Source organism: Sphingopyxis sp., assembly GCF_050916055.1.
In the GTDB taxonomy this organism is placed as follows: Bacteria; Pseudomonadota; Alphaproteobacteria; order Sphingomonadales; family Sphingomonadaceae; genus Sphingopyxis.
In genome coordinates, this window is record NZ_CP051527.1 from 804,209 (window position 1) to 822,984 (window position 18,776).

The following is an 18,776-nucleotide window of genomic DNA, read 5'->3' on the forward strand; positions in this document are numbered from 1 at the left end:
GGTCACAGGAGACAGGGTATGAAAAAATTGATGACGATTGCTGCCATCGGCGCCCTGGTGGCGGTCGCGGGCTGCGGCAAGAGCGAGAATAGCAGCGGCCCGGTCAAGCGCGAAGCGGGCAACTGGAAGACCGACGTCAAGCTGGTGAAGTTCGAAATCCCCGGCATGCCGCCCGAGATGAAGGAAGGCATGACTAAGATGATGGAGGGTGCGAGCGGTCTCGACCAGTGCATCACCCAGGAACAGGTCGACAAGGAAGACATCGCGGCCGAACTGGCCAAGGGGCCGGGCAATGGCGGCGAATGCACCTGGTCGAAAAAGGACGTCGCAGGGGGTACCATCGACATCGTCGGCAAATGCACCGCGAACGGCCAGACCGTCGACATGGCGATGACCGGCACGATGGCGGCGAAGAAAAGCGACGTGACGATCACCACCAAGGGCAAGGTGCCGACCGGCGGCGACATGGAAATGGTCATGCAGATGACCAGCACCCATACCGGCCCGTGCAAGGCGCCCGCGCCGGCCACGACCTGATCGGGGCTGCGACAACGACGCGATCACCAAGGGGCGCTGGCGCAAGCCGGCGCCCTGTTGCGTGACGGGGCAATGGGAAAGGCAAGGCGATGATCGGCTATGTGACGATGGGAACGCGCGACCTCGACCGGGCGCGCGAATTTTATGCCGCGCTGCTCGGCACGATCGGGGCGACCGAATTGATGCGGATGTCCGACGCGGACAATGGCTTCACCCTCTATGCGACCGGCTGGGGCCAGCCGGGCATCGCGGTGACACGGCCCTATGACGGGCGCCCTGCCGATCCCGGCAACGGCCATATGGCGGCGATCATCGTCGACGAGCGGGCGAAGGTCGATGCGCTGCACGCCCAGGCGCTTGCACTCGGCGGCACCTGCGAAGGACCGCCGGGTGTGCGCGGGGAGGAAGGCGATCAGGCGTTTTACGGCGCCTATTTCCGCGACCTCGACGGCAACAAATTGTGCGCGTTCCGGATCGGGGCGGCGTGATCGCCGGGATGATCGGGAAGGGTTGCGGACTCGCCGGGCCAGAGCGCAGGTGGGGCTGCATTCCGGCCCGGCGAAGTCTCAGTACATGGAGCGGGCAGATATTCCGAAAAGCGCCAGGGACCAGCTCGCGCCCTTCAATCCACCATACTCCAATCCGTCTAACCGAGTTGACCTCAGACCAGACCGCGGTGCTGTGGTGGGCACCGCGACGATTGGAATATGGCAGCGGCGTCTGATCGGGGGCAGTTACATGAGGTCACGTAGCGGGGTGTAGCCATTTGATAACCGAATATTAACCTAGTTTGGCGCTTTTCCGGGCCGATTGGCCCAAGCCTGCTTTTCTGGTATAAGGTTTGGCCGGATTGTTACCGTTACAATGAAGTAACAACGGCTGGTCGCTGCGTTGGATTGGCGTATCTACCGACCGCGGCCCGCCGGGGTGCATTTGAGGGTAGCATGGACCAGACGAAAGCGGACGACACCCACGACGGCGGCGAAACCGACCGGATCATCGCCGAGGAGCTGGAGCGGCTCCTGGAATCGCCGATGTTTATCCGTTCGCCGGTGCTCTCGCGTCTGCTCCAGTTCCTTGCCGATCACCGCCTGCGCGGCGGTCGCGCCGCGCCCAAAGCCTATGCGATCGCGACCGAGGCGCTCGGCCGCAGCGCCGATTTCGACCCCGCGATCGACAGCTATCCGCGGGTGATGGTCGGACGGCTGCGGGGACTGCTCGATCGCTATTATGCCGACACCGCCTGGATGCACCGGCTGCGCGTGCCGCAGGGCAGCTACGAGATCGTCGTCCAGCACCGCGCCTCTCCGCCGACGCGATCGGCCGCCGATCGCGAAGCGATCGACGCCGCTGCGGCCGGCGACGCGTCGGCTTCGCCCGGCGGCTCGCGGGGCGGAAAGCCGCCCAGAGCCGCTCCGGCCGCGGCGCGCCGTGGTTCGGCGCAATGGGCGGCCGGGCTGCTCGTCGTCGTGCTCGTCCTGCTTGCCGGCTGGGCGTTCGTTGCCGGGCAGGGGCGGCTGCTGGCGCGCGACCCCGTGCCGCTGCCGGTGCTGCAGGTCAGCGCGCCGGTGGCTGGTGAAACCGGCGAATCGCGGGCGCTCGCGCGCGCGCTCGACGGCAAGCTGCGCGACGGGTTGCGGCGGTTCGATCTGGTCAACCTGCAAAGCGCGCAGGCGCCCGGCAGCGCCGCCGCCGGCCGCATCGATTTCCGGCTCGATTCGTCGCTCGTACGGACAACCGAAGGCGCAACCGATGTGACGCTCGTGCTCAACCGCGTCGCCGATCAGCGCATCATCTGGTCGGAGCAATTTCGCTTGGGGCACGATGAAGTGCCGGAATTCCGCGCGATCGAGCCGGCCATCGCACAGATCGCGGGCGATTATGGCGTCGTCGTGCGCGACCAGCTTCAGCGCCAGCCCGACAATTTCGCCGCCGGCTTTCCCTGCCTCGCTCAGTTCAACCGGCTGCGCCAGATGCGCACCCCGCCCGCGGTCCAGCGCGTGGACAAATGCCTGCGGGCATCGCTGCGGCAAAGCCCGCGCGACCCGGTCACGCTCACCGCGTTGTCGCTGCTCCGCTTCGGCGACTGGCAGCCGCAGCGGCTGACCCTCGCGGGGCGCGAGGCCTTTGCCGAAGCCCGCGTGCTCGCAGAGCAATCCTATCAGAATGGCCCGAACACGTCGGCGGGGCTGTTCGCGATGGCGCGCGCCAGTTTTTACGGCGGCGATTGCTCGCGCGGCAGCGCGATGGGCGAAGCGGCGCTGCGGCTCAACCCGTATGATCCCGACGTCACCGGGTTCCTCGGCCTGTTCAAGGTCGCGTGCGGGCGTGCCAAAGAGGGCGAGGCGCTGCTCCGCCGGTCGCTCGCGCTCGACGATTCCTATCCGGGCGTACCGGCGGTGTCGCTGGCGTTCATGCTGTCGCAGCGCGACGAGCAGGCCGTGGCGATGGACATTCTCGACCGGATGCCCTCACCGAGCAATCTCGAGCCGCAATATATGATGGTCCGCGCGATCGTGCTCGCGCGCCAGGGTAATGTGGGGGCGGCCCGCCAGCTCTGGCGCCAGTTGCTCGTCCAGACCGGCCAGCGGGCGACCGCGCCGCCCGAAACGGTGCTGCGCCAGTTCATGATCACCCCGGCGGTGATCGTCCGCGCGTCGGCGGCGCTGCGCAGTTCGGGCGTCGTGCCCGCCGGCCCTGCGCAACGCACGCCCTGACCGGCCCACGTGCTCGCGCGTGCATGCCCGCGCAACCTTGCGGGGCGGAGCGGCATTGCCTATTTTGCGATCGAGGCGCCTGAAAGCGGAAAGGAAAGGCGTTCACCCGGTCGCGCCGGCACGAGCGAGGGTCGGTGCGCTGCACCGCTCACCCGACGACGCCAGCCCTCTTGCCAGCCCCGCCGCTGCGCACTAGGGCAAAACCAACATTCACGACATAGTCAGAAAAAGGAACTGTGCATGAGCGATTCGGCTGAAAAGGTAAAAAAGATCGTCGTCGAACATCTGGGCGTCGAAGCCGACAAGGTGACCGAAGAAGCAAGCTTCATCGATGACCTGGGCGCCGACAGCCTCGATATTGTCGAACTGGTGATGGCGTTCGAAGAAGAATTCGGCGTCGAAATCCCCGACGACGCGGCGGAAAAGATCGCCACCGTCAAGGACGCGATCGACTATATCGAAGCGAACAAGGGTTAAACCCTGCGGTCCGGCCATGCCGGACGCGGCGGCGACGCCGCCCACGTTTCCGGCTTCCCGGTCCCGAGCGCTCGCGCGCAGTGGCCGGGAAGCTTTTTTTATGGCCCAGCGTTCGCACGAACGCGCCGATTGAAATAATGCGGGTTTCCCGTCCGGGGGGCCGACGAAAGGAATGATTATGCGCCGCGTTGTGGTCACGGGTTTGGGTTTGGTGACGCCGTTGGGCGCCGACGTCGAAACCACATGGGCCAATCTGCTCGCCGGCAAATCGGGCGCGGGCACGATCACCCATTTCGACGCGTCGGACCAGAAATGCACGATCGCGTGCGAGGTCAAGGGGCCGGACCATGAATATGGCTTCGACCCCGGCAAGCGCGTCGATCACAAGGTCCAGCGCCAGGTCGATCCCTTCATCATCTTTGGCATCGACGCCGCGGGCCAGGCGATCGAGGACGCGGGCCTTGAGGATATGTCCGACGAAATGAAGCTGCGCGCCGGTTGTTCGATCGGGTCGGGCATCGGCGGCCTGCCGGGGATCGAAAGCGAAAGCCTGCTGCTCGCCGAAAAAGGTCCGGGCCGCGTCTCGCCGCATTTCGTCCACGGCCGCCTGATCAACCTGATCTCGGGCCAGGTCAGCATCAAATATGGTCTGCAAGGCCCCAACCACGCCGTCGTCACCGCCTGTTCGACCGGCGCACATTCGATCGGCGATGCGGCGCGAATGATCCGCGACGACGATGCCGACATCATGCTCGCGGGCGGCGCCGAGGCGACGATCTGCCCGATCGGCATCGCCGGCTTCGCGCAGGCGCGCGCGCTCAACATGAGCTACAACGACCGCCCCGAACAGGCGAGCCGCCCCTATGACAGGGACCGCGACGGCTTTGTGATGGGCGAGGGCGCCGGGGTTGTCGTGCTCGAGGAATATGAACATGCCAAGGCGCGCGGCGCCAAGATTTACGCCGAGGTCGTCGGTTACGGCCTGTCGGGCGACGCCTATCACGTCACCGCGCCGCATCCCGATGGCTCGGGCGCGTTCCGCTCGATGGAAATGGCGCTGAAAAAGGCCGGCATGACCCCGTCAGACATCGATTATATCAACGCCCACGGCACCTCGACGATGGCCGATACGATCGAACTCGGCGCGGTCAAGCGCCTGTTCGGCAACGCGATCGGCGACGTGTCGATGAGCTCGACCAAATCGGCGATCGGCCATCTGCTCGGCGGCGCCGGGGCGGTCGAGACGATCTTCTGCATCCTCGCGATCCGCGACCAGATCGTCCCGCCGACGCTCAACCTCGACAACCCTGACGACGGCACCGACGGCGTCGATCTGGTTCCGCACACGGCGAAAAAGCGCCCGGTAAAGGCGGCGCTGAACAACAGCTTCGGCTTCGGCGGCACCAACGCGAGTGTGATCGTGAAGGCGATCGATTAGACCAATATCCTCCCTGTGGCGAAGCCATGGGGAGGGGGACCGCCCGCGAAGCGGGTGGTGGAGGGGCCGCGACGGCAGCGCCAAGGCCCCTCCGTCAGCGCTACGCGCTGCCACCTCCCCATCGCTGCGCGACAGGGAGGATCAAAACCTCTTTCCTACATCGCGCCGCCATGCTCTATCATCTCGATCCTTGTCGCTGGCCTTTGGCTTAAAGCGACAAAGGAGACAGTTTGAACGCGCACATGCGTATCTTTTGTCGCTTTACGGACAAGATTGGGAGAATCAGGTGCATCCGTTCCGCTGGCTGACGATTGCGATCCTCGCATTGCTGCTCGCCGCCTGCTCGGACGGTGCGCCGAAGGATGCCGAGATCGTCGTGCCGCAGGGCGCGAGCATCGCCAGAGCCGGTGAGATCCTCGAAGAGGCCGGCGTCGTGTCGGCGTCCAGCTTCCGCAACGAAGCGCGCTTTTTCGCCTCCGACGACCCGATCAAGCCCGGCGAGTACAGAATCGAAAAAGGAATGGACGCCGGCGATATTCTGGCCCTGTTCCAGTCGGGCAAGACGATCCAGCGGCTGGTGATGATCCCCGAGGGTATGCCGTCGATCATGGTCTGGGACCGGCTGATGGCCGAGAAGCGGCTGACCGGCACCATCCCCGTGCCGCCCGAAGGCAGCATCCTGCCCGACAGCTACGCGTTCACCACCGGCGAAAGCCGCGCCGCGGTGGTCAAACGCATGCAGGCGGCGATGGACAAGGCGTTCAACGAGCTGTGGGCCAAGCGCACCCCGCGCACCGCCGCCAAGGACCGCAACGAAGCGATCACGCTCGCCTCGATCGTCGAAAAGGAAACCGGCGTCCCCGCCGAACGCCGCACCGTCGCCGGGGTCTATACCAACCGGCTTGCGGTCGGCATGAAGCTGCAGGCCGACCCGACGATCATCTATCCGATCACCAAGGGCAAGCCGCTCGGCCGCCGCATCCTGCGCTCCGAAATCCAGGCGGTGAACGGGTACAACACCTACAGCATGACCGGGCTGCCCAAGGGACCGATCGCCAACCCCGGCAAAGCCTCGATCGCCGCGGTGCTCGACCCCGCGCCGACCGATTATCTGTTCTTCGTCGCAAAGGGCGACGGCGGCCACATCTTTGCCCGCACGCTGTCGGAGCATAACGCGAACGTGCAGCAATGGTATGCGCTGCGGCGTGAGCGCGGGGAGATGGAATGATGCGTGGCATGGCCACCAAGCATCATCAAAGCTTTTTTAAAGCCACAAAAATTCTCTTTCTGGTGTTTATCTCCGCGACCTTTACCGGCTCCCTTTTAATAATCGGGGCGGCTTGGCTGCTTTTCATGATCGCCCTGATGCCCATCTATCATTATCGATGCGGCGTTTGTGGCGCCCATCCATATCGCATCAATAGCGATTTCCGGCGGCTCCTTCCGAAGCGAGGTGACTGGGATTTTTGGCTGAATGGTCCCAATATGCGGTGTCCTCACGATCAGGCGCACCGCAGCGATGTGGCCCCATGACCGCCAAGCTCTTCCTCCACGGCGTTCCCGACAGCCCCGCGATCTGGCGCCCCCTCCTAGATGTGCTCGACCTCGGCGACACCCCCGTTGCGGTCCCCGCATTGCTCGGCTTCACCGCACCGCTGCCTGCAGGCTTCCCGGCGACGAAAGAGGCCTATGCGGACTGGGCGATCGGACAGGCCGAAGTCTTGTTCGCCGCACACGGTCCGATCGATATCGTCGGTCACGACTGGGGCGCGCTGATCGCGCAGCGGGTTGCGATGCTGCGGCCTGACCTCATCCGCAGCTGGGCGATTTCGAATGCGGTGATCGATCCCGACTATCGCGGCCACCGCGTCGCGCGGATCTGGAACACGCCGATCCTGGGCGAACTCTTCATGGCGCTGTCCAAGCCCGCCAAGCTCGCCGAGGGGCTGGCGGCGCAGGGCATGCCCGCCGCCATCGCCGCCGAAGAGGCCGAGCAGTGGAAGAACAAGGACAAGCGCCGCGCGATCCTGAAACTCTATCGGTCGGCCAAGGGGCTGAGCTTCGCGCACGACTGGGCGCTGGACATCGGCAAACTGCCGTCTAACGGGGCGTTGATCTGGGGCGCCGACGACCCATATGTGAAATTGACGGTGGCGCAGCGCTATGCCGCGACCACCGGCACCCCGCTCACCGTCGTCGACGGGGCGGGGCATTGGGCGATCGCCGAGCGGCCCGCAGAGGTCGCCGCAGCGCTGCACCGTTTCTGGGCAGCGCTCTGATCGTCTGAACCGATCAACCTAAGCGGCCAACTCGATTGGACCTGCACCCGCCGGTCTGCTTTTGCTGCGCCGCACAATAATACAAGAAAGGCGCTCTCCCCATGATCAACCAACCCGTTCCCGCCGTGACCCTGAAAACGCGCGTCCGCGACGAGGCCGTCGGCGGCCCGAACCCCTTCCGCTGGCAGGATGTCGATACCGGCGAAGCGTTCGGCACCGGCCGTCATATCCTGTTCGGCCTGCCCGGCGCCTACACCCCGACCTGCTCGAACGAGCAGTGCCCGGGCTTCGAGCGCCTGTACGACGATTTCGTCGCCGAAGGCGCGACCGACATCCATTGCATCAGCGTCAACGACGCCTTCGTCATGTATAACTGGGGCAAGAGCCTTGGCGTTCAGAAGGTCAAGATGGTTCCCGACGGTTCGGGCGCCTTCACGCGCCGCATGGGCATGCTGATCAACAAGGATCACGTCGGTTTCGGCATGCGCAGCTGGCGCTATACCGCGATCGTCGATGACGGCATCGTCGTTGCGATGTTCGTCGAACCCGGCATCAACGACGTCGGCGCCGACGCCGACCCCTATGGCGAATCGACCCCCGAAAAGGCGCTCGAGTGGGTGAAGGCGAACCCCTATTCGGGCAAGCTGGCCAAGGCCGCCTGAGCATAGCCGGCGCGGATATCCCCCCTCCCGTCCGCGCCGCGGACGCCGCGCCCATCATCGTCACCGCGACGATGGGTGCCGCGGACCAGCGCCATTTCGATACGCTGCGCGCCGCCCATTTTCCGCCCGAGCGGAATTTCCTGTGCGCGCACATCACCTTGTTCCACCAGCTGCCGCCATCGGCGCTCGGCGAGGTCGACCGGCTGCTCCGGCGCATCGCCGCCGACACCCCGCCGCCCGCGGCGCGGCTGCGCGAGCTCTATTCGCTCGGCAAGGGGGTGGCCTATCGCATCGACAGCCCCGACCTGCTGGCGATCCGCGAGCGGATTGCCGATCATTTCACCGGTATGCTGACGGCGCAGGACCAGGGCACCCCGCGGCTTCATATTACCGTCCAGAACAAGGTGGCGCCGGCCGAGGCACGGGCGCTGCTCGCCGAGCTCGCCGCCGAATTCCAGCCGCGCCCACTGACGATCGCCGGCCTCGCTGCGCACCGCTATCTCGGCGGGCCGTGGGCAGCGGCATTCGAGCGGAATTTCCGGGGGCCGCGCACATGATATTGACCGACGGCAAAGCCGTGCCTATAGGCGCTGCTCGCCCGATGCGGCGACCCTTCGGGGCGGAGTAGCTCAGCTGGTTAGAGCAGCGGAATCATAATCCGCGTGTCGGGGGTTCGAGTCCCTCCTCCGCTACCAAGACATTTAAGTAATTGAAATAATTAGATATTTTCTGCATCCGGTGGCTACCACATTGGTAGCTTATGAAAGATAACCCATTGAAATCGTAGGGATGAATTTCCGACTTCGGCTGAAATTTGCGATTCAATATCTACTTTGGGGCATCATTTGCCCTACGCAAAGGGGGCTTCGCGCGTCATGACGGCCATTCCCCTATTGCTGGCCTGCGCCCGAAACCGGTCATCGAAGCCTCGCCGCAGGTGACTGCCCCCGCCTTACCGAAGCCACTACTGCCGATGCATCAGTTGCCCGACGCCGTCGTCCGTTGACCAGAGATTCCAGAATATTTGTCCCGCAAGGCCTCAGTTGCACGCTTGCGCATGGCGAGAGCCGCTTTTCTTTGCATAACGGCCTAGATATTTTGGTCACCACCTCTGGCGCTAGTCTTCGACCCGGCGTGAGAGGTTGGAGCGAACGCGTCGGACGAGGTCGAGGAGCCGTGCCCGTTCCTCGCTCGTCAATCCTTCGGTCGCAGCCTCGGCCTGCCGTTCGGCAGCAGGCTGGATGCTCTTCAAAAGCGCGTGTGCCCGCGGTGTCAGGAACAGCAGCCGCGCGCGCCGGTCGGCAGGATCGGGACGGCGTTCGACGAGGCCGGATTCGACCAATCGATCGATCATTCGCGACAGGGTGATCGGCTCGACTTCGAGATATTCTGCAAGCGGTCCGTGGCGGGCGCCTTCTCCGCTCTGGACATGCTTCATCAGTCGCCACTGCAGCGATGTAAATCCGCTGTCGCGTGTGCGCGCGTCGAAAGCCCGCCGATAGAGGCGTGCGGTATCGCTGATCAGAAAGCCGATCGGTTCGCTCATGGCCTGGGCCTGGCCTTTTTGCTTTCGCGCGGGAAAGGGCCGGGCGCGACTGTCGCCTTCATTGCATCCGCCCCGATTGCGACGGGGACCGGCTTCGTGACCACCGCGAGTGTCGTCGGCCTAAACTGACTCCTGCCAGTTCCTTTCCGGCCGAAGTGCGTGCGACCGCGACCGGGTTCACCATCGGTGTGGGGAGGGGCGGCGCTGTGCTCGCGTCGATGCGCGCAGGCGACCGCGCCCTCATGGCTCCAAGGCGACCGCCAAGTTAACAGTGCGCTCTGGTAAAAATCGCCTCACCGTGTTCCTGAGGCTTCTCGTCGAAAAAAGGGGCGAAACTGGGGACGGCGATGGCGACGGGATTGCGTGTGAGCCCGACCTGGGCCGCTGGATGGCGCGCTCAGGCTGTTTCCGCGCCCGTATCAGCCGGCTTGAGCGGCAGGGTCGCGACCGCGCGCGTGCCGGGACGGGGGCGGTCGGGATGCGTCTGCTCATAGCGGATCTCGGCGCGATGCGGCCGCGCCAGCGCGGCGATAAGCTTCGTGCCGAGTCCCGTACCGCGCGCGGCGCCGCCTGCGGGCCAACCCGAACCATCATCTTCTACCGTCAGCCGAACACCGGCGTCCGTCGCTGAGAGATGGATGCGGATTTCGCCGGGGCTGCCGTCATAAGCATATTTACAAGCGTTGCTCACCCACTCGTTGACGATCATGCCGAGGGCCACCGCCTTGTCGGTCGCCAGCTTCAGCGGAGCAACGTTCGCGCGGACCTGCCGCGCGCAGGCTTCGGTCGACCAGGTCGCAGCAAGGTCGGCGGCGAGCCCCTCGAGATATTCGTCCATCGCAACATGTTCGACGTCATCGCTCGTATAGAGGCGGCGATTGACGTGCGCGATCGTCGCAATCCGCTGCTGCGTCTGCTGAAGCGCGTCGCGCGCATTGGCATCGGTGAGCATGCGCGCCTGAAGTGCGATGAACGACATCACCATCTGGAGATTGTTCGCGACGCGGTGATTGACTTCCTTGAGCAGCGCCTCGAGCCGCGCGTTGCTGATCAAAAGGTCGGCCTCGGCGCGCTCGCGGTCGCGGCGGAGCTGCGCACGTTCGAGCACCTGCTCGAAGCTCGACGCCAGCAGGTTGAAGAAATCCTCGCCGACCGATTTGACGACATAATCATCGGCGCCCGATTTCAGCGCGGCAACCGCGATCCGGCTCTCTTCTGAGCCCGTGACATAGACGATCGGCGGACAGGCGGGCAAGGCGCGCAGCGCTTCGAGCGTCGCCAGCCCGTCCATTCCCGGCATATAATGGTCGACCGCGCACAGATCGAACGCTTCGGCCGTGACCATTGCAACGCCTTCGGCGCCGGTCGCCGCGACGCACACCTCATAGCCCATGCGGGTGAGGGCGCGCGAGACGAGGCGCCTGATGCCTTCGTCGTCGTCGATATAGAGAATGCGCGTCGGCGCCATTCTCAGACGGGATCCGGGTCCGGAACCTGGATCACCGAGAGGAACAGGCCAAGCTGGCGGATCGCGTCGGCAAAACTCTCATAATTGACCGGCTTGGTGATATAGACGTTACAGCCGAGATCATAGCAGCGCTGAATCTCGATCTTGTCATCCGTCGTTGTCAGCACCACCACCGGCGTCCGCCGCAGCGCGCTATCGTCGGCCTTGATCTTGGCGAGAATATCGATGCCGCTCATGTCGGGGAGGTTGAGATCGAGCAGGATGAGCGCCGGCCCGTTGCGCACCGGTCCGTCCTCGGCGTCGTAAAGGAAAGCGAGCGCCGTGCCGCCATCGGTGAAATGATGGATCCGGTTCGAAATGCCCGCGCGGCGGATATTCTTCTCGATGAGCCGGGCATGACCTTCGTCATCCTCGATCATCACGATATTGACTGCCTGATGATCACTCATCGTTATTTTCACCTCGCCATTCGCTGGGTAAGATCAGGCGGAAGACCGATCCTTCGCCGAGCGCCGATGTCACTTCAATGAACCCGCCGAGGCGATAAGCGAGCGCCCGGGCATGCGCAAGCCCGATGCCTTCGCCCGGCTGGTCCTGGGCGCCCGAACGGCGGAACAGGTCAAAAATCCGCTCATGGTCGCGCGGATCGATGCCGCGGCCATTGTCCGCGACCTCGACAACGACGCGGCCATAATCCTTGCGTCCGGTGATGGATATGATGCCGGGCACCCCGGGCTGCAAATATTTGAGCGCATTCTCGACCAGGTTCGAGAGAATCTGCTCGACCGCAACGCGGTCGTTGACGACGCCGGGCAGCGGTTCGATCGTCAGGCTTGTGCCCGTCGCCTCGATCCGGTGATGGAGGCTGTCGCTGATGCCGTGCACGATCGCGGTGAGGTCGAGCGCCTCGGGCGCGAGAGTACGGCGTCCCTGCCGCGACAGCTGCAGGATCGCATTGATCAACCGGTCCATCTTCTGTGTCGAACTGCGAATGAAGCCGATCGCCTCAGGCAGGTCCTCTTCGATGGCAAGCCGCGTATCCTTGTCGGGCGGACCCCAGCCGTCACGATCGCTTCTCTCGGCATAGCCCGCGATGACCTTGCGCGCTGCCTCAAGTTCGGCGGTGAAACCCATGACATTGACCAGCGGGGAGCGCAGGTCGTGCGAGACGATGTAGGCGAAGCGCTGGATCTCGTTGTTGGCACGGGTGAGCTCGGCGGTGCGCGCATCGACGAGCTGCTCGAGCCCGAGATTGAGATTGGCCAGTTCCTCTTGCGACGCGCGCAGCGCTGCAAGATTGCGGCGGATCAGCAAGAGAGTGCCCGCCGCGACGAGCAGAATGAGCAGGCCCGTCCCTGCAAGCATCGCAGTGAACAGAAACTGGGTCTCCCGCTGCCGCGCTTCACGGGCGCGCAGGAGCTGAAGTTCCTCGGCCATCATCGCGTCGACAATCTGGCGCGTCTCGCGCACATAGCCGACCCCCGTGTCATTCATGAAACCCGTTAGCATGGCGCGCCGGGCCTCGCCGGTCAGGCCGATCGAGCGTATGTGATAGGCATTATAGGCATCGAGCAGCGTACCCATCCGGGCGATGCGCTGCTGCTGCTGCGCATTGTCGCGGGTCAGCGTGGACAGCTCGGCGAGATGACGCCGCGCGTTGGCCTCGGCGTCGTTCATGATCTGCTGGAATGCGGGATTGCCCGTGAGCAGCAGACCACGACGCGCCGTCTCGAGCCGCTCGTTCGCGCTCGCGAAGGAGCCAAGGCGCGCCTCGACGCCGAGCGTGTGCGAGACAAGCGCGGCGCTGGACTCATTGTCGCGCTGTATCCAGAACACCGCGATCGCGGCCGCAAGCAGCGAGGCGAAGCCGACCGCGAGAAGTGTCAGGATCATCCGGTTTGCGCGCGTGTCGCGACCGAGCGATCCGAGCATCTTCGTTGCCATATTTCAATTTCCCTGACGCGTGCGGAGCCCTGCGTGACGTCTATCTCTTACGGATGGACGCACGCTCCGCAAGCCCGCCGCGGCGCGGGATGTTCATCGCGGAGTCGTTGCCGCCTAGGCATCGGACATTCCCCGGCCCACGTTCGGTTGCGGGAAGATGTTCAGCACGAAGGGTGAAGTTTTCCAGCGGAGCAGGGCATGGAGCCCCTTGGCGGTAGTTGGGTTGTCCCCGACAAGAAGAATTTTGGATGCTATGTGACGGCGAAGCAACGCGTCCAAGCGGTGCGCGCAATCGTAGCAACATGGATCAACTATTTTGCTTCATGGCGAATGCGGATCGGAAGGCGCTATGGCTTGCGCGGCGTACCACTGTGCATAGGGCGTGGTGCGGGCCATGTGCCGGTTGTAATCGGGCGTGCCGTCATCCCACCATACCGGCCCGCGTTCGCCGAGCGCGCGCTTCGTTCGGTCGACTTCGGCGCGCGCCGCCCGTTCCGCAAGCGTATCGCCTGAATGTTTGGCGGCGGCGATCGCGCGCCTTGCCGTCATCAATCGGTTCACCAGATGGCCGCGTTCGGCATCCCCGAGGAGCGGATCGGAGCGCCGCCACAGCCGCCCGCGCACGACGAAATAGCGCCCGTCGGGCGTGACGGGATAGAGCGACGGGTCGGAGGCGGGAACCTGCATTGCGGTGCCGTATCAGCCGCGCCAGCGCAGAGGCGCGAGCTGCTTGCCGCGTTCGTGGCGGTCGTCCGCCAAGCAATCGAAGCGCATCATCGCCTGCATTGAGCCGCCGACGAATTTACCGCTCACCATCACGCGCTGCTCGCCGTCGGATATGAGCCAGGCGCGCTGGCTGGCCAGCTGTCGCGCTTTTGGTTGAAGATGTTGGTCGCGGTCCATTCGTGCCTCATCGCAGCGTGAGCCGATTTGCAGATCGGCGCGGCCGTGCGCGTCATCTGCGCCTGCGTCGGCGCGCGGTCGGCGGGGGTCGAGATCCAATGATGGTTCAGCATGGGGTCTCCGATGGACCGGACGCGTTGCGGGGGCCGATGGCTTTGCCCTAGGGGGCGGGCAGCTTCACCTCGGGCAACGCCGCAATCTCGGCTCCGGTCATTGTGGTCACCAGGTCGGTGTCATCGCCTTTTGTGACCGTCTTCAGTCCGAGGATCGGCACATGAACATAGCGGTCCGGATTGCTATCCTCGATTTCTACCAGCAGGCGATCGACCTTGTCGTCCGGCCCGCGCACCACCTGCGCGACATCGCCCAGTTCCTTACCGTCGGCCAAGACAAGATCGGCGTCTAGCAATTGCGCTTCGCTCAGTCCGAGCGCGGCCGGCATAGGGCCAGCAACGGTTGCGCTGGTTTCGGCCGCCCTTTCAAGCTTGTCCTCGGCGGCTTCATTCTGGTCGGAGCAGGCCGATAGAAGAGCGACCGAACAGCCAAGAAGCAGAAGCATACGCATGTCATATTCCTTTTCGATAACAATCCGAACGCGCGTCCGCCGGGGCAAGGGTTGCGGCATATCGGCGCGCATTCATCGCAGCGAGAAATTTGGCGTTAGGCGCAATAGGCGGTCGTCAACGCCCTTGAGCGCGCGAAGGGGGCATCTGCCGCAGCCTGTCATCGCGCGTTGAGTTTCGCGGAAAACAGCTGCCGGCGGTCCACGGGCCGACCACCGACATCATATTTAACCGCGGCCGCCATCGGCGACGACACGCGATTGGCGCAGCGGGCTCAGGGAAGCGTGCGTCGACCGCCGCGTCCGAACACGAACCCGAGCACCACAAGCACCACGGCCACGACAAGCAGGATTTTAGCAAAATCGGCCGACAGTCCGGCGATGCCGCCAAATCCGAGAAGCGCCGCGACCAGTGCGATCACCGCAAAAATGATGGCCCATTTGAACATGTGATTTCTCCCTGTTTTTGGGCGCGCGCTTCCCTATTGGCGCACGCGCGTCCACCCGGCGAGCGATGCCGCCAATCTAGCCTGTCCGGATAGGTGTTGAACGCCTTTTCGGGGCGAAAGTTCCTGGCAGACACGTCGCAACGGCTCGGCGGTCGGCGCGTTTATGAGGCTAGCGCGGGAGCATTTATGGATCGAACATCTGCGCACCGCGATGGACCCGCAGTCCCGCTGCTCACCGAGTCCGACTAAGAGATAGGAAAAATTGATGTCTGCCCGACTGACAGCCACCGCGATCAACTGCTCCTTGTCGTCGAGGGGGCGCACCTCTTCGACCGATGCGATGCTCGGCGTGCTCGCCGAGCATTTCGCGGCGCACGATGTCGATGTCGCTCCCCCGATCCGCATTGCAGCGCATGACGTCAAATGGGGTGTGACGTCGGACGAGGGTTCGGGCGATGCCTGGCCCGCGATCCGCAAGCAAATTTTCGCCGCGGATATCCTGATCTTCGGCACGCCGATCTGGATGGGACAGCCGTCGAGCGTCGCGAAGCTCGTGCTGGAGCGGATGGACGCCTTTCTCGGCGAGGCGGACGAACAGGGGCGCATGCCGAGCTATTCGAAAGTCGCGGTCGCCGCGATCGTCGGTAATGAGGATGGCGCGCATCATGTGTCGTCGCAGCTGTTCCAGTCGCTCAATGACGTGGGCTGGACGATCCCGGCGGTCGCCGCCTGCTACTGGGTTGGCGAGGCGATGGGGTCGGTCGACTTCAAGGATCTCGAGCATCGCCCGCGCAAGGTCACCGAGACCGCCAAGATGGTCGCCGGCAATGCCGCACATCTGGCTCGTCTGCTAAGAGACTCGCCCTATCCGGGATGACCGCGGCGGAACAAAGTCGCGCTGGCGAGATGATCGTCCATGCCGCGTCTGTCTTTCCGCATCCGGCGTCAGATGGTGTCGAACGCGCTGTCAGGGACCATCCGGCCCGACTGCCGCGGGGTGATCAAACGGTCGAGATCGAAGCCCTGAGACTTGGCGAGTGCGAGATAATTTTCGACCGTTTCCGTGGCGACCGCCGCGCTGCGTGCGATCAGCCAGAGATGATCGCGGTCGGGCGTGCCGACGAGCGCTACCGAATAATCGGGCGCGATCGCCAGAACCCAATAATCGCCCTGCGTGAAGGGGATCCAGCGAAGATATTCGGGAAGGAAGCTGACCTTGAGCTTCGCGTTGCTGGGGTCTTGCGGCACCGCGACCCCGATTGAACGATCGGGCTTGCCCTCCTTGTCGAGGCAGCGGTTCTCGACCCTGATGCGGCCATCGGCTGTCTCGCTATAGGTCGCGCTAATATCGCTCGCCTCCGCATCTTCCCATTTGAGCGGCAAGCGGCAGATTTCGAACCAGGTGCCGAGATAGCGCTCGAGTTCGATGCTCGGTACCGCGACGACTTCCGTTTTTGTATCTTGCATGTTGTTTCCCATCCTTGGGAAACTTCGCAGCGACGGACTCGTTCCTCGTGGACGGCCGTGCGACGGACGCGCAGGAGATTGCTGATCGGGTGACGTTTCGCCGCCCGACAAAAGAGCATCATCAAAATCCCTATGCTCGCCATGGCTGGCGCTTTGATAATTGGCGTTCGACCAGGGGCGGGAGGACATGCAGATGCAGGCAAGGGAAAGGCGGCCGCCGCAGCTGTCGGCCCGACCTACGTTAGCGACGGCGCCAACGAACGTTTTGGTGGCTTGTGCGACCGCGCTGCGGCCCCGGCCGAGGAGGCGCGCGAGGCCGCCCACGATCGAGCGGATGTTGTTACGGGCCGTTCGGCGATCTAGGTCGACAAGCGATCCCTTCCCGAGGTCAGTTTGACTGCCCGGTCATCCCGCGGCTCTGAGCCCAGCCATACAGATCCGCGATCATTCCGCGCTCGGTCTCGGACTGGAGAAACACCACGACCGCCGTTTCCGCCTCATGGTCGATGAACCGCATCGTGGCATAGCTTTGCCCATCGCGTTCGGTGTCGCCGCCCTCGATGGCGTCGGGCCAGATTTCGATTGTTCGCACCTTTCTCCTCCCTTCCGATGGTCACATCCAGCGAATGATCCGAAAATGCAGTGGCTCAAAAATGGTTGCAACCCCGAAGCAGGCTCGAAAGCCGCTGGGTTGAGGCGTGGCGCCAGTCACGTGGGGAGAGCGGTTTTAGGCGAAGCGTTTTCGCGCCGCCCGAAGCGCCAGCCTTTGCTGCCGGCATTAGCGGAGCTGGCTGTCCTTGCTGCCCCGGCGATTAAATCCGCTGGGCCGGATCGCGGTGTCGCGTTTCGACTGGCAAGCCACGCAGGTCCGGATACCCGGGAGCGCCTTGCGCCGGCCCTGCGGGATGTCTTCGCCGCAATCGTCGCAATATTCGGCGCCGTCTCCCGCCGGGAGGCGCGCACGCGCGCTTTTCACAGCGTCCGTTACCGTATCGTCGATCTGATCCTGCACCGCACCATCGCGGGCCCAGCCATTGGCCATATCCTGTCTCCGATGAGGTAACGCAGGTCCGGGCGATAAGCTCCCGCGCCCACAGCTCGCGCTGCTTACGGACGGATCTGTGAGATCTCTACAGACCGGCCTTTTCGAGCGCGGAGACGAGTTCGGGGTCCATCGCGCCGCTGCTTTTTGGGGTCAGTCGATTGAGAACCGTCTGCACGCGCTTTTGCGCCACTTGCAGCGTCTTGTGACGCACTTCGCGGACCTGGTTGGTGCGCCAAGACCGGCTTTCGCCGAGCAGCGCCGACCATTTGGCTTCTTCGGCGGCGAGCACCGCCAGCGCCAGTCGCAGGCCATCGCGCTGGCCGTGAGCATGTTCGTCCGACATGGCGCCCCTCTATAAAAGTTCATGATCCCGCGGCAATGGCGCGCGATGGCAAAGCGACGGGCGACGGGAGATAGGCAGTCGGCGCACAGCTAAACCGGCGCGCGTCTTTTCATCTCGGTCGACAAATTCGCCAGTACGATGTCTGCCGCGACCGGTTTGCGCAAGACAGGCAGATTGTCGGCCGCCTCGCGCAGCGATGGTGGCAAGCCGGTTCCGGTCTGGAAGATCAGGGGTTTGCCCATCGCGATAAGACGCAGGGCGACAGGGGTGATATCGCGATTGGCGAGCTGCACATCGAGGATCGCGGCATCAATCGCCATGGTCTCGATCAGTACGAGTGCTTCGGCGACTGTTGCGACCGGACCCACCGGACGGCCGCCCATCCGCTCGACGGCTTCCAGCAGCTCGAGCGCAACGAACGGCTCATCCTCAACGATCAATATGGCCTGATGCTTGAACACCGCGCCTCTCCGATGAGCGGGAGCGCTGCATGTCTCTCAGCCACCTTGTGCTCGAAACGGTGGGTGGTCATCGAGCAACGAGCGGGGTGCAGCATTGGTTGCGGTGGTTTCCGATATAGCGAGCCGTGCGATCATCCTGGCGCGCTCGGCGGCAATGTCAGCGAGGAAGGCCAGGGCTTGCTCGCGCGTCATACCCCAAGACGACGGCGCCAAGGCGCCGCTTTCGATGTCCGCCATGAGTCGGCGGGTAAAGGTCAATTCCCGCCGCGTTTGCGCGAGGAAGGCGTCGAACAAGCTCATCGTACCTCTAACGCATCGGATAGCCAGGCGTTCACCGCCGACGGTGCGGTGTGGGCGCCGCCCTCGAGATGCTCTTGCTGCGGTGCCGCGCTGGAGGGCAAGGCCGAGGGAACAATGCGCCGCATGAGGAATTTCTGAGGTCGCGATGGCTGCAGGAAAAGCCGCGGCCAGCCGCAGC

Annotated in this window: 25 protein-coding genes and 1 tRNA gene; 12 read left to right on the forward strand and 14 right to left on the reverse strand. The window is 64.2% G+C overall.

What is annotated here, in order from left to right; all coding sequences use genetic code 11:
• The first annotated feature begins 18 nt into the window (after positions 1-18).
• The 11 genes from HEQ22_RS03990 to HEQ22_RS04040 all read left to right on the forward strand — a co-directional run bounded on the left by HEQ22_RS03990 (position 19) and on the right by HEQ22_RS04040 (position 8,805).
• Positions 19-537 (forward strand): DUF3617 domain-containing protein, encoded by a 519-nt coding sequence (locus HEQ22_RS03990; protein WP_432769908.1) that lies wholly within the window; start codon positions 19-21, stop codon positions 535-537.
• Positions 538-626: 89 nt separating this feature from the next.
• Entirely contained in the window at positions 627-1,025 is a 399-nt protein-coding gene (locus tag HEQ22_RS03995; RefSeq protein WP_432769909.1) for a VOC family protein, read from the forward strand.
• A 456-nt stretch (positions 1,026-1,481) separates the two neighbouring features.
• Entirely contained in the window at positions 1,482-3,254 is a 1,773-nt protein-coding gene (locus HEQ22_RS04000) for a tetratricopeptide repeat protein (protein WP_432769910.1), read from the forward strand.
• A gap of 240 nt (positions 3,255-3,494) precedes the next feature.
• Positions 3,495-3,731 carry an acyl carrier protein gene (locus HEQ22_RS04005; RefSeq protein ID WP_003039428.1) on the forward strand — a complete coding sequence of 79 codons (237 nt, stop codon included), beginning with the start codon at positions 3,495-3,497 and terminating at the stop codon, positions 3,729-3,731.
• 178 nt (positions 3,732-3,909) lie between these two features.
• Positions 3,910-5,169 (forward strand): beta-ketoacyl-ACP synthase II, encoded by a 1,260-nt coding sequence (gene fabF / locus HEQ22_RS04010; RefSeq protein ID WP_432769911.1) that lies wholly within the window; start codon positions 3,910-3,912, stop codon positions 5,167-5,169.
• Between the two features lie 304 nt (positions 5,170-5,473).
• Positions 5,474-6,397, forward strand: a complete 924-nt coding sequence (gene mltG / locus HEQ22_RS04015; protein WP_432770937.1) for an endolytic transglycosylase MltG — start codon at positions 5,474-5,476, stop codon at positions 6,395-6,397.
• An 8-nt stretch (positions 6,398-6,405) separates the two neighbouring features.
• Positions 6,406-6,702, forward strand: a complete 297-nt coding sequence (locus tag HEQ22_RS04020) for a hypothetical protein (protein ID WP_432769912.1) — start codon at positions 6,406-6,408, stop codon at positions 6,700-6,702.
• Positions 6,699-7,448, forward strand: a complete 750-nt coding sequence (locus tag HEQ22_RS04025; RefSeq protein WP_432769913.1) for an alpha/beta fold hydrolase — start codon at positions 6,699-6,701, stop codon at positions 7,446-7,448. The genes HEQ22_RS04020 and HEQ22_RS04025 overlap by 4 nt, the downstream gene beginning before the upstream one ends.
• Positions 7,449-7,549: 101 nt before the next feature.
• A complete protein-coding gene (locus HEQ22_RS04030; protein WP_432769914.1) occupies positions 7,550-8,110 on the forward strand; it encodes a redoxin family protein in 561 nt (186 codons plus the stop codon).
• A gap of 71 nt (positions 8,111-8,181) precedes the next feature.
• Positions 8,182-8,667 carry a 2'-5' RNA ligase family protein gene (locus HEQ22_RS04035; RefSeq protein ID WP_432769915.1) on the forward strand — a complete coding sequence of 162 codons (486 nt, stop codon included), beginning with the start codon at positions 8,182-8,184 and terminating at the stop codon, positions 8,665-8,667.
• Positions 8,668-8,728: 61 nt separating this feature from the next.
• Positions 8,729-8,805, forward strand: a tRNA-Met gene (locus HEQ22_RS04040).
• Between the two features lie 422 nt (positions 8,806-9,227).
• On the opposite strand, the gene HEQ22_RS04045 is transcribed toward HEQ22_RS04040, so the two are convergent.
• The 8 genes from HEQ22_RS04045 to HEQ22_RS04080 all read right to left on the reverse strand — a co-directional run bounded on the left by HEQ22_RS04045 (position 9,228) and on the right by HEQ22_RS04080 (position 14,982).
• Positions 9,228-9,656 (reverse strand): MarR family winged helix-turn-helix transcriptional regulator, encoded by a 429-nt coding sequence (locus tag HEQ22_RS04045; protein ID WP_432769916.1) that lies wholly within the window; start codon positions 9,654-9,656, stop codon positions 9,228-9,230.
• Between the two features lie 397 nt (positions 9,657-10,053).
• Positions 10,054-11,124, reverse strand: coding sequence for a sensor histidine kinase (locus HEQ22_RS04050; RefSeq protein ID WP_432769917.1), 1,071 nt, complete (start codon positions 11,122-11,124; stop codon positions 10,054-10,056).
• Positions 11,125-11,126: 2 nt separating this feature from the next.
• On the reverse strand, positions 11,127-11,573 hold the full coding sequence (locus tag HEQ22_RS04055) for a response regulator (protein WP_432769918.1): 447 nt from the start codon (positions 11,571-11,573) through the stop codon (positions 11,127-11,129).
• Positions 11,566-13,068: a sensor histidine kinase gene (locus HEQ22_RS04060; RefSeq protein ID WP_432769919.1), complete on the reverse strand. Its 1,503-nt coding sequence runs from the start codon at positions 13,066-13,068 to the stop codon at positions 11,566-11,568. Before HEQ22_RS04060 ends, HEQ22_RS04055 begins: the two co-directional genes overlap by 8 nt.
• A 321-nt stretch (positions 13,069-13,389) precedes the next feature.
• Complete coding sequence (locus HEQ22_RS04065) at positions 13,390-13,755, reverse strand: hypothetical protein (RefSeq protein WP_432769920.1); 366 nt, start codon at positions 13,753-13,755, stop codon at positions 13,390-13,392.
• Between the two features lie 12 nt (positions 13,756-13,767).
• The gene (locus tag HEQ22_RS04070; RefSeq protein ID WP_432769921.1) at positions 13,768-14,070 is read right to left on the reverse strand and encodes a lysozyme inhibitor LprI family protein; all 303 of its coding nucleotides are present in this window, start codon (positions 14,068-14,070) and stop codon (positions 13,768-13,770) included.
• A gap of 61 nt (positions 14,071-14,131) precedes the next feature.
• A complete protein-coding gene (locus HEQ22_RS04075; RefSeq protein WP_432769922.1) occupies positions 14,132-14,536 on the reverse strand; it encodes a PRC-barrel domain containing protein in 405 nt (134 codons plus the stop codon).
• A 272-nt stretch (positions 14,537-14,808) separates the two neighbouring features.
• The gene (locus HEQ22_RS04080) at positions 14,809-14,982 is read right to left on the reverse strand and encodes a DUF1328 domain-containing protein (protein ID WP_432769923.1); all 174 of its coding nucleotides are present in this window, start codon (positions 14,980-14,982) and stop codon (positions 14,809-14,811) included.
• A 265-nt stretch (positions 14,983-15,247) separates the two neighbouring features.
• Here HEQ22_RS04080 and HEQ22_RS04085 point away from each other — a divergent pair, with 265 nt between their 5' ends.
• Positions 15,248-15,859, forward strand: coding sequence for a flavodoxin family protein (locus HEQ22_RS04085; RefSeq protein WP_432769924.1), 612 nt, complete (start codon positions 15,248-15,250; stop codon positions 15,857-15,859).
• A gap of 68 nt (positions 15,860-15,927) precedes the next feature.
• Here HEQ22_RS04085 and HEQ22_RS04090 read toward each other — a convergent pair whose 3' ends face one another.
• The 6 genes from HEQ22_RS04090 to HEQ22_RS04115 all read right to left on the reverse strand — a co-directional run bounded on the left by HEQ22_RS04090 (position 15,928) and on the right by HEQ22_RS04115 (position 18,598).
• The gene (locus tag HEQ22_RS04090; protein WP_432769925.1) at positions 15,928-16,449 is read right to left on the reverse strand and encodes a lipocalin family protein; all 522 of its coding nucleotides are present in this window, start codon (positions 16,447-16,449) and stop codon (positions 15,928-15,930) included.
• Between the two features lie 388 nt (positions 16,450-16,837).
• Positions 16,838-17,041, reverse strand: coding sequence for a hypothetical protein (locus HEQ22_RS04095; RefSeq protein WP_432769926.1), 204 nt, complete (start codon positions 17,039-17,041; stop codon positions 16,838-16,840).
• 186 nt (positions 17,042-17,227) lie between these two features.
• Positions 17,228-17,491, reverse strand: coding sequence for a DksA/TraR family C4-type zinc finger protein (locus HEQ22_RS04100; RefSeq protein ID WP_432769927.1), 264 nt, complete (start codon positions 17,489-17,491; stop codon positions 17,228-17,230).
• Between the two features lie 88 nt (positions 17,492-17,579).
• A complete protein-coding gene (locus HEQ22_RS04105) occupies positions 17,580-17,837 on the reverse strand; it encodes a hypothetical protein (RefSeq protein ID WP_432769928.1) in 258 nt (85 codons plus the stop codon).
• Positions 17,838-17,926: 89 nt separating this feature from the next.
• Positions 17,927-18,298 (reverse strand): response regulator, encoded by a 372-nt coding sequence (locus tag HEQ22_RS04110; protein ID WP_432769929.1) that lies wholly within the window; start codon positions 18,296-18,298, stop codon positions 17,927-17,929.
• A gap of 36 nt (positions 18,299-18,334) precedes the next feature.
• Positions 18,335-18,598: a hypothetical protein gene (locus HEQ22_RS04115; RefSeq protein ID WP_432769930.1), complete on the reverse strand. Its 264-nt coding sequence runs from the start codon at positions 18,596-18,598 to the stop codon at positions 18,335-18,337.
• Positions 18,599-18,776: the final 178 nt, after the last annotated feature.